Below are 10,809 nucleotides of genomic sequence, written 5' to 3'. Positions count from 1 at the left end.
ACCCAAAAGAAAGATTAACTCTGACTTAAAAACCGGCCTGAAGCTGATTTGGGTTTAAGTATTTTGACGAAAGCAGATCACATAGCCCCGCCTTCATGTAGAACCGACGGACCGGTTCTAAACAGAATCACTCAGGGATTGAGATATCATGTCACGCGCGATTCGACTTTATCTGATACTTATGCTGCTGGTCTCCTGGGGTTGCCAGTCAGGTGCGCAGGTACAGTCTGACCCGGTCACTCTGAAAGTGCCCGTGGAGTCAGACACGGCGGTCGTCAAAAGGAATTCATCTGCTTCTTCACTGGAGATTCCCGCACTGCAGGAATCACCCCGGCAAGCAGAGTCGACTCGGTCATCCGATCCAGAGATTCAGGAAGTCTCTTTGACCGTCGCAGAGACAGACACGGACGATGATCCACTCAGTCCGCCCCCCGGCTATCACAACTCTCTGAATGTCTACGAAACAATCTCACAGTCCCTGGTCGGAAACCCCACGCTGGTCGCACTCCGCGAAACAGAAAACGTTGGTCTCGCCGCCGTCGGTGTCGCGGAAACCTATCCCTTCAACCCCTGGATTCAGGTGCAGGCGACTCCCGATCAGCATGCCCCTGCAGGAAGATCGTCAGGCAAAACTTACCATTATGTTCTGATGATGCAGCAGATTCAGCTCGCCCATCAACAACAGTTTCGCGAAAATGCAGCACACTCTTCGTTAAACTCCATTCGCTGGAACGTCCATCAGTCAGAGTTGCAGACCACATCCATGTCGGCACAGCTCTATTATACTGTCCTCTATCGACGTGGCTTGCTCGAAATCGCCCAGGCCAGCCAGGACAATAACAGCCGCTTACTCAAGGCACTGACGAAACGATATGAGGCGGGTGACCTCTCGGCAGCCGATCTGGCCACCGTCCGCATCGACACACGGTCAACCAGTCAGCAACTGCGACTGGCCGAAGCCAATTACCAGACGGCCCTCCGTAATCTGCGAAACCAACTGGGACTGGATCCCGATTCTCCTGTGAATTTTCAGGGCGACCTGCGGGACATTCGGTGGCGATTGCCCAACGCGGAAACCGCCCAGCAGTGGCAACCGGAAGTCTATCAGCAGCAGATCTCCGACCTTTCAGACGACAAAGCATGGATTGCCAGCTGGGCCGCCTGTCGTCCCGATGTCCAGGTCGCACACGCAGACATCGATGTCGCCTCTGCCAACCTGAATCTGGCTTCAGCCAATAAGGTTCCCGATCTCATCATCGGCCCCTACTATCAGAAAGATCCTGACAGTATGACCCGTTTTGGCCTCCGAGCCCAAATGGACATTCCGGTGATCAATTCGGGAAGACCGCTGGAACGGCAGAGAATGGCCGAATTTCACCAGAAAACCACGGTCTGGCAGCAGACACTGTTGCGGGCGGAACTCGAAGCCCAGGCTGCGTATGAACGCTACCAGGTCGCCTACGAACTTTATGAACGGGAAAGAGGACTGACTTCGAACGAACTGCCACAGGAACTTCAGAGCCTCGAAAAACAGTTTGAAATCGGCGAAGTCGATGTCGTTCGCATCATCCAGGCACGCACCAGTATTCTGCAGAACCAACGCGCTCACCTCGACCTGGTGAATGAACTCGCCCAGTCTGCTGCACTGCTGGTAGGTGCTGCTGGCATGCCACTGGAACTGATGATCGTCCCCTGATCGAATTACGACTCAGACATCATTCCCATTTCAAGTCTGATCCGAACTCGTCGGTGCGGGTTCGGGGGGCGGAATATGCGCTGCCAGAACATGTACGGGCGGAACTTCGTGTGGCACACTGTACTCGGGCGCAGCTGGCTTCTTCTTCTCGTTGCCGGTCCACTTCATAAACAGGGCCGAGAGATCATCGAAGAACGTATACAGCACGGGGATCGCCAGCAGAGTCAGCAGCAGCGACAGCGTCTGCCCCCCCACCGCCAGCACTGCGATAGACCGCCGTTCTTCTGCACCGGGACCGGTGGCAATCAACAGCGGAATCAGTCCCGCCACGAAAGAGAGGGTCGTCATCAGAATCGGTCGCAGACGATCGCGGTTCGCCTGCAGGATCGCCTGGTAACGGGGGAAGCCCTGCTCCTGCAGTGCATTAGTATGATCGATCTGCAGAATCGCCGCCTTTTTCACCACGCCGAACAGCACCAGAATCCCCAGGGCCGAATACAGGTTCAGCGTCTCGCCTCCCCAGTGTAGACTCAACAGACCAAAGGGAACCGCCAGAGGCAGCGAAAGCAGAATCACCATCGGATGCACCAGGTTTTCAAACTGGGCCGCCAGCACGATATACATGAAGACGAACGACAGCACCATCGTCCAGCCAAAGTCCGAGAGTGTGCGTTCCAGTTCGCGGCCGCCCCCCAGCACCATCGTATTGTAGCCATCCGGAATTCCGATCTCTTCCGCAGCCGCTTTCATCGCCTCGATTCCGTCGCCCAGTGCATAGCCCGGCGCCAGGTTCGCCCGCACGGCGACCATCTTCTGTCGATTTAACCGGTCAATACGAGAGGCTGCCGTGTTGTATTCGAAATTGACCACGTTATCGATCCGCGCCAGCCGCGATCCGGTCTGTGCCGACGAGGAAGTCACGTCCCCCGTCGCCTGCGGACTGGTCCGCACGTATAACTGTGAAACCGACTGGATATCCCCCCGATCCAGTCCGACCAGTCGCAGCTCGACATCATAAGCGTCGTCCACACTCCGGTCACGGTAACGGGAAACACGATCATCCCCACCGACTGCAACCCGCAGCGTATCGGCAATCTCCCGCACATCAATGCCCAGAGCAGCCGCCCGTTCGCGATCGATGCGGGCCAGCAGTTCCGGATTATCGATCTGCAGCGTGGAATAGACGTCCACGATACCCGGAATCGTTTTGACCTTTTCGCGCAGCTTGTTACTGAACTCCAGCAGACCGTCGATGTCCGGTCCGGTAATCGAAAAGTCGATATCCACCGGCGCGCCCTGCCGGAGGGAAGTCAGGTTTCGCACCGAAATGCGGGTATCGGGAATCTGTTTCAGTTTCTTGCGGATCTCCGACATCTTCTCGCGCTGGGTGAAATTACCCCGAAACGCCGCGGTCAGGTCCGCGTGCATGAGTCCGGCGAAGAAACGATCGAACGAAAACGTACGCGTCTCGCTGTCGGTCAGCCTCACAAAGAACGTCGCCCGATTCACATCGCCAAAGCCTCCGGCTCCCACCGTCAGCAGAATCGTTTTCACTCCCTCCGTATCAGTCAGGATTGTCTCGGCCCGCTCGATCAGATCATTCATCGACTGCAGCGTCGCCCCCTGCCGGGCTTCGAGACGGATTTCAAACTCGGACTCATCCACGTTGAGCGGAATGTAATCCTGTTTCACCAGTTGATACAGCGGATAGTTACTGCAGATCACCGCAATGGAAACCGCCAGCACCAGCCAGCGAAACCGCAGCGACTGTTTCAACGTCCAGAGATAAGAGGTTTCCACCAGGTGATAGAATCCCGAACGGGAACTCGGTCCGTTCGGACTGGGCGTCTCTGCCTTGAGCAGCTTGCTGCACATCATCGGCGTCAGGGAGAAGCTGACGAGCATCGAAACCAGAATCGCCACCGTCGCCGTCAATCCGAACTGGAACAGCAGTCGCCCTGTGACGCTCGACAGAAACGACACCGGCAGAAAGACGATCACCAGTGAAATGGTAGTCGCCAGCACCGCCAGGCCGATTTCCTTGGTTCCATAAATCGCGGCGTCATGGGGAGTCATCCCCCGCTCTTCGATGCAGTGGAACACGTTCTCCAGCACCACAATCGCATCATCAATCACCACCCCCACCATCAGCACCAGCGCCAGCATGGTCACATTGTTTAAGGTGAAGCCAAACAGTTTCATGAAGGCAAACGTGGAAATGATCGAAGCGGGAATCGCCACCGAAGCAATCACCGTAGAACGCCAGGATCGCATAAACAACAGCACGGTAATACAGGCCAGAATACTCCCGGAGACCAGGTGCTTTTCCAGCTCGTGCAGTGCCGTCACAATATAGCGGGACTGATCCTGCACCACGCTGACCGTCACGTCGTCAGGCAGCAGTTCCTGGCTGCGGGGCAGCATCTTTTTAATGCCTTCCACCACCGCGACCGTATTTTCTCCCGACTGTTTCTGAATCGTCAACACGACTGCCGGCGCCTGATTGAGTCGCGCAATCGTGCGGACTTCCTTGGTATCGTCGCTCACTGTTCCCAAATCGGCCAGTCGGACTGGAGTGCCATTGATCGTATCGACCACCAGATTCGGAAAATTGCTCGCGTCGGCAATGCGACCCATCGTCCGCAGGGACCGCTCGCGGAAGCCCTGGTCCAGGCGTCCTCCGGGAACTTCGGTATTCTGTCGCACCAGTGCGTCCCGGATCTGCAGGATCGACATCTGGTAAGCCGCCAGGCGGTCCGCATCAATATCCACCTTCACCGCCCGATCCGCGGCCCCCGCAATCTGAACCTCACCCACTCCGGGAGACGATTCAATCACGTTCTTCACGTAGCGATCTGCAAACAGATACAGCTCCCGCGAAGTGCGTGGCCCTGAAACGGCCAGCGTCATGATCGGCGACGATTCCAGATCCCGTTTCTGCACGATCGGCGGATCGATATTAGGAGGCAGCAGATTCATCGCCCCCGAAACCGCGTCCCGCACGTCCTGCGTCGCAGCGTCGACATTCCGGTTCAAATTGAAAGTAATGATCACAAACGAACGACCGTCGCGCGAGATCGAACGCAGTTCCTCGATGCCCGCCACGGTTGCAACCGCATCTTCCAGCACCGCGCTGACTTCGGATTCCACTTCCTGAGAAGCTGCCCCGGGATAGTTCGTCCGGATATAAATCGACGGCATGTCCATGTTAGGAAAACGGTCGACGCCCAGCTCCGGAAAGGCCACAAGACCGGCGACCACTAATGCGGTAATCAGCATCAGCGCAAACACGGGCCTTTTGACACAGACTTCGGCTAACCAGTACAAAATCGATTCCCTTTACATCAGGCTGCGGCGACTTTCTTCACAAGACGGATCAGGCAGACCCGCCGGCAATTATGTTTTGGCTTTGGTCTGCTCGGCAGCCGAGGGTTGTGGCTCCGCGGCAGACAGTGTTCCGGGGCGCCCTTCCTTCGCGGTGCGCAGAATGACGTCACCCGGCTGCAGTCCTTCTAAAATTCGGATCTGATCACCGCGTCGTTCTCCCAGCAGGACCTCCTGCATCTTCACGGTACCATCCACGGCTTTCCAGACTTTTTCTGTCCCCGCAAACTGCACGACTGACGAGATCGGCACGACTATCGCCTTCTGATCGGGATCGACGATGATCCGTCCTTCGGCAAACAGGCCGGCCCGCAATTCCCGATCCGGATTCTCGACCAGCGATTCAAACAGCAATGACCGGCTCAACTGGTCCAGGAAGGGACTGATGCGGGTCACTTTGGAAGTCCGCTGCGGCACCGATTCAATTTTCAATTCGATCGGCTGTCCGATTTCAAGCTGGGTCGACAGACGCTCGGGCACCGTTCCCCGGTAGCGGAGCTGATCGATTCGCACGAGCACCAGCAGTGGATCACCCATGCGAATGTAACTCCCGGGCGCAACCAGGCGTTTCTGCACGACAGCCGGGTACGTGGCTTTCAGTTCGGTGTTCTTCAAGTCTTCCCGTGCCAGATCCAACTGCGTCTGTTGCACGGTGATATTAGCCATTTTCTCGCGGACCCCGTTCAAAGCGGAGGCATAGCGGGCCTGGGCCACCTGTTCGAACGACACGACCTGGTCGAATTCGGCCTGCCCCATCACATTCTGTTTATACAGGGTCTTGGCCCGTTCCAGGTTCGCGGTCGCCTCATCCCACTCGGCTTTCTTCTCACGGGCCGGGGGCGAATTTTCAGGCACCAGTTTTTCAAGCGGATCTCCCGGCTTTAACCCGACGGCCGAACGAACCGCCGCCAGTTGGGCCTCTGCCTGCTTGACGCGGAGTTTGAAATCTTCCTGGTCGATCGTAATCAATGGATCACCGACCTCAACAACATCTCCGAGATCAACGTGTACTTCGGAAACACGGCCTTCCACCTTGATCCCCAGCGTCGCCTCTTCGTCAGGAAACAGACTCCCCTGGCTGCGGACAATGCGTGGCCAGGTCTGCTCGGCGACGGTCAGTGTTTCCACATTCAAGACCGGTAGTGTCTCCCCGTTTTTTTTAGTGGGGGCTGGTTGATTTGATTCGCATCCCATCAAACACAGGACGCACAGAAGGCTGAGCAGGCAGGAACCTGGAGGACGGCATAGGATGACATTCATAAGTTCATTATATAATCGATTATCGCTATGTCGAGTATTTTCAGCCGGGAATTGGGGTCCGGTTATGCGGGTTATACCGCCCAATGATTCTTGCATGAGCGCTCTCTCAGAAGGACGTCGATTAGCCAAACAGCTCGGAAACCGGTTCCCCGGTATCGAGCAGAGGCATCGGGCGATCCAGGCGATCGCGAAGAATAACCCGCTGGGGATCGATGCCCAGATGCCGATAAATGGTCGCTGCAACATCCTGCGGGCCCACCGGACGTTCGACGACATCTTCACCGCGGCTGCTGGAACGGCCGATGATCTGCCCCATCCGCATTCCGCCACAGCCCATCATCACACTGAAGGTCCGCCCCCAGTGGTCGCGTCCTGCATGCTGGTTAATTCGGGGCGTGCGTCCAAATTCGCCCATCGCCACCACCAGTGTCTTCTCATACAGACCGCGGTCGATCAGATCGCGAATCAATCCGGAGATCGCGGCGTCCAGAGGTGGAATCAGTTTGCGGGCCCCTTCTTCGGTGCGGAGACGTCCCGCAGAACCGTGATGATCCCAGGGGACACAGTTGACGGTCACAAACGTGGAACCATGCTCCACCAGACGCCGTGCCAGGAGTGCACTTTGTCCGAATGTATGCCGTCCGTAGCTGTCGCGAACCGCCGCCGGTTCGTCTTCAATATCAAACGCAGAACGAACGCCTTTCGAATACAGCAGATCAAAGGCTTTCTGCTGGTGCTCGTCCAGGTCGCGAATCAGCTTCTCGTGTCGCCGTGGCAGCTGGTCGAGCGAACTCAACAGCTCCTGCCGGTTCTTCAGTCGATCAACCGTCAGGCCGCGGGCCAGCGTCAGGTTCTGCACGCTGAAGCTGGAAGTATTCGGATCGGAATTGACAATAAACGGATCGAAACCGCCACCAATGTACGATGAATAATGAAACAGATTATCGGTCCCCCCACGGAGGTGAGGCACTCCCACATAAGGGGGCATCCCTTCCTGCCGGGCACCACGCAGGAACGAAGCCGCGGAACCAATCGAAGGACGTCGCTGCACCCGATTGTCGGGTGCGTTGAAGGCAGGACCTTCAAAGCCGGTCAGCATCCAGTGATTTCCCTTGGTATGGTCGCCGGTCCCGTGATTCACGGTTCGCAGCACAGCCAGGTGCTCGGCCAGTTTCGCCTGTCCCGGCATCAGTTCGCTGAACTGGACGCCCGACAGACTGGTCGCGATTGGCTGAAAGGGTCCCCGGTATTCTGCAGGTGCTTCGGGCTTGGGATCCCAGGTCTCCATATGTCCCGGACCGCCGCTCAACCAGAACAGGATCACGCTGGTATCCTGCTGCTTCGACGAAACGGCCCCTTCCGCCTTGAGCTTCAGCAGATCCGCCAGACACAAACCGCCTGCCCCCAATGCGCCCGCCTGCACGAAATTGCGACGTGTGATTCCGGAACAGTCAGTCATAATGCGGGACGGTCGTTGGTTCATGGAGGGACTCGCGGGATTACTGGAATGAGACTCTAAACATCAACCTTACATAAGCGCGGGTTGATTTGTTAATTATCGTCAGAAACTCACTGCGGGTCAAGAACGGACTCGCCCGGAATCCGGGGATACCCCCAAAACAAGGGGCGACGTTCCCCGAGAATCCCTCTCACCGGAACCGGTTCATCCGGGCTGAATTACGACTTCTCTCCGCGTGAGTAAATCTTGACGTCATCTACCACTGCCTTGCGGGGCACTGCCAGTCGCAGCAACCGCTTGGTCGGGTGGGCCATCCCCTCAGAGGCAAAAGAGCCGACCTTTTTCCCGTCGATGGAAACAGTCAGCCGGTCTCCTTCCACATTCACCAGCAGGTCATACCACTTGCCGGTCTCCAGTTTGAGCGGGAACCGTTTGGTTTTGGTCTTGAGCAGTTCTTTATGTTCCTCAGACAGAGTGCCCGCTTTCCGCTGATCGCGAATTTTCAGATCCATGTTGCCGGTCTTGAGGTCGGTGATCATCAGATTTTTGGGGCTGATCTTAGCCACAAACAGATGACCGGCGTGTACCGGTTTGTATTTCAGGTCAGCAAAATTGAGTCCCAGGCTGTCTTTGGGATCTTCCAGCATGAACCGCAGGGCAACCGCGCCATTCTTGAATTCGGCAGGATGCGTCACCGAAACGGCGTGGTCGGCTGTCTCATGAATGTAGATATACATCGCACCGTCGCGCAGGTCGACCTGTTTGTTCCCCTTCGCCCGGCTGCGACTATTCGTCCCCCAGCCCTTGCCGATCTCATCCTTCTGCTCCTGTGATTCACTCCGTTCGAAATCATCTTCGAAAATCAACGTCCCCCGTTCATCGGCCCAGACCAGCGAAGAACAGCACAGGACAAACACAGCTGCAGCAAATTGGAATGATTTCACAGACGGATCCCTTTCAATGTAAGCATGGAAAAACGGACGATCTCTACCGGAGCGACCGCTGGTCAGGCGGATAACCATGAGATCTCGATTATACCTGACAACCACAGGCTTGTCTCGCATCCAGTCATCACGAACCCGGGAATTTAAAAGGGGATAGACCGACGTCAGACAGTACAGGCAAGAATAACATAGAAAAACAGGGCTTCGAGGGATATAATTCCCCCACACCGGGGAGATCTGCACAACGAACTCTGTTTCCAACTGAAATCCCTGCCCCCCCATTTCCCCCTGTCAGAATTGCAGCCGCCTCTGATTGTGGGTCGAATTCAGGTCGGCGGCTTTCGCGCTCCCCGTAAGCGGCTCACCTGGCAGCAAATAATCACGCGGATGAGATACTCCATGGCACAATGGTGGCAGTACATCCTGGATCTGATCAGCGGCGGACCACAGGCCTCGATTATCGAGACGGTGCTCCGCGGGGCGCTGATTTTCTGCATTCTCTTCGTGACCATCGACTGGCTGACTCTCTGGGGCACCCGCTGGGGTAATCGGCACTCCATGTCCAAGTCGTTTTACCTTTCCCTGCTGATCCACTTCTGCCTGGGTCTCGGCTGGGTCACCGTGGTCGAAAACTCGCCGGCCCAGCCGGAACCGATTGTCAAATCAGATCCAATCGCGATTCGACAGATCAGCAACGACAACACGGAACCAACGCCCTCCGATTCATCAACGTTGAACGATGCCCGACTCTGGCAGGAAAGCATCACGCCACTCAAACCGGAACGGAATCGAACCGAGCGGGACCGCCTCTCCGCGGACACCGTCTCGCTCCCCCGACAGATCGAACCAGACCAGGAGACTAGTCTGCTCGCAGATAATATGGCGATCTCTCCGCACACCTCGGCAGTAAGCAAGTTGCCCCAGGCCGAGCGGGCACAAACCGAATCTTCCAAGCAGCACTCGACTCCCGCACCCGACGTTTCATCTTCCCCGCAAGATCTTCCCAGCGCAGAGGCCCGTCCCGAATCGCGGCCGAAAACATTTTCTCGGGCAGAGACCGCTCGGTCTCCACGTCCCCGCTCCGCAACAGGAACTGTGGAACGACAACCACTGCAGCGTCCCTCGCTGAATATGGACCAGGGTCAGCCCGGACCGGCCTCACCATCCGTCACCGATCTCAGTTCAGCATCTGATAAACTGACTCTTCCCGCAGGCAAGCATCTGGCGGCGCGGACTCCGTTAACGAACCTGCGCAAATCAACGCCAGCCCCCATATCCGCGCCCCAGGTTGAACGCCCCGCGTCGATGCAGCCGGATGACCTCCTCCGCGGGATTGTCCGCGATTCCCAGACTGGACGACCGCTGGCAGCCACGACAATTCGCGTGGACCTGCCCGATGGCCGATCCCTCGTAGCGCGGACCTCCCAGCAAGGCACCTATGAACTGAAACTTTCGAAGACTCCCGATAATGTCGCAGTCAGCGCCGCCCGACCCGGTTACCTGCCCCAGTCACAGAACCTGAGAGTGACCGGATCGAGTGGGAAACCCCGCCGCCTCGATTTTGCGCTGCGTGCCAAAACGGAACGCGTGATTGCCATCGAAGAGAACCCCGTCGTCCATCATCTCGGCGATGATCAGTTCGAAGGAAAAGTCAACAGCCAGTTCCAGCGTCCCACCGCAGGCGCAACCTACCGGGCCCGGTTCGAAATTTCAGCCCGACAGTATCCGAATGGAATTCCCCGGGCTGCCATCACCCTCATGGCCAAAGGCATTCAGTGCCGACCTCAGATCCACATCAACGGTCACCTGCTGACCGCAGGACTGAAACCGTCTCCCGACGACGGCTCCTTCGACCGACTGGTTCTCCCCTGCAATCCGAACTGGCTGCGTCTCGGCGAGAATGAAATCACCATCACCTCCGTGAAATGCCTGAAAGACCTCGACGATTTCGAATTCGTCAATCTCCTCGTCTGGTTCGCACCATAGGTCATACAAGCAACCACGGAAATTCTGATTTCCCCGGAATAAACCGGACAGCAGCTCTCTCTAAAGAGTAGTGCCTGTAA

Annotated in this window: 6 protein-coding genes; 2 read left to right on the top strand and 4 right to left on the bottom strand. The window is 56.9% G+C overall.

What is annotated here, in order from left to right; all coding sequences use genetic code 11:
- The first annotated feature begins 148 nt into the window (after positions 1-148).
- Complete coding sequence (locus HG66A1_RS08995; RefSeq protein WP_145182330.1) at positions 149-1,696, top strand: TolC family protein; 1,548 nt, start codon at positions 149-151, stop codon at positions 1,694-1,696.
- Between the two features lie 30 nt (positions 1,697-1,726).
- On the opposite strand, the gene HG66A1_RS08990 is transcribed toward HG66A1_RS08995, so the two are convergent.
- The 4 genes from HG66A1_RS08990 to HG66A1_RS08975 all read right to left on the bottom strand — a co-directional run bounded on the left by HG66A1_RS08990 (position 1,727) and on the right by HG66A1_RS08975 (position 8,692).
- Complete coding sequence (locus HG66A1_RS08990) at positions 1,727-5,023, bottom strand: efflux RND transporter permease subunit (RefSeq protein ID WP_232106783.1); 3,297 nt, start codon at positions 5,021-5,023, stop codon at positions 1,727-1,729.
- A 69-nt stretch (positions 5,024-5,092) separates the two neighbouring features.
- Positions 5,093-6,208: an efflux RND transporter periplasmic adaptor subunit gene (locus HG66A1_RS08985; RefSeq protein ID WP_232106858.1), complete on the bottom strand. Its 1,116-nt coding sequence runs from the start codon at positions 6,206-6,208 to the stop codon at positions 5,093-5,095.
- Between the two features lie 253 nt (positions 6,209-6,461).
- Complete coding sequence (locus HG66A1_RS08980) at positions 6,462-7,823, bottom strand: DUF1501 domain-containing protein (protein WP_145182326.1); 1,362 nt, start codon at positions 7,821-7,823, stop codon at positions 6,462-6,464.
- Between the two features lie 194 nt (positions 7,824-8,017).
- Positions 8,018-8,692: a LamG domain-containing protein gene (locus HG66A1_RS08975; RefSeq protein WP_145193738.1), complete on the bottom strand. Its 675-nt coding sequence runs from the start codon at positions 8,690-8,692 to the stop codon at positions 8,018-8,020.
- A gap of 450 nt (positions 8,693-9,142) precedes the next feature.
- On the opposite strand from HG66A1_RS08975, the gene HG66A1_RS08970 reads away from it, so the two are divergent.
- Entirely contained in the window at positions 9,143-10,729 is a 1,587-nt protein-coding gene (locus HG66A1_RS08970; RefSeq protein WP_197997054.1) for a carboxypeptidase regulatory-like domain-containing protein, read from the top strand.
- The last annotated feature ends 80 nt before the right edge of the window (positions 10,730-10,809 follow it).

It is taken from the genome of Gimesia chilikensis, from assembly GCF_007744075.1.
Lineage (GTDB): Bacteria > Planctomycetota > Planctomycetia > Planctomycetales > Planctomycetaceae > Gimesia > Gimesia chilikensis_A.
The sequence above is the reverse complement of the archived record's forward strand: the minus strand, read 5'-3'. Positions and strand labels throughout refer to the sequence as shown.

Coding starts and splice junctions, on each gene's coding strand:
- HG66A1_RS08980 (WP_145182326.1), bottom strand. CDS start 7,823: ATGAACCAACGACCGTCCCGCATTATGACTGACTGTTCCGGAATCACA.
- HG66A1_RS08995 (WP_145182330.1), top strand. CDS start 149: ATGTCACGCGCGATTCGACTTTATCTGATACTTATGCTGCTGGTCTCC.
- HG66A1_RS08970 (WP_197997054.1), top strand. CDS start 9,143: ATGGCACAATGGTGGCAGTACATCCTGGATCTGATCAGCGGCGGACCA.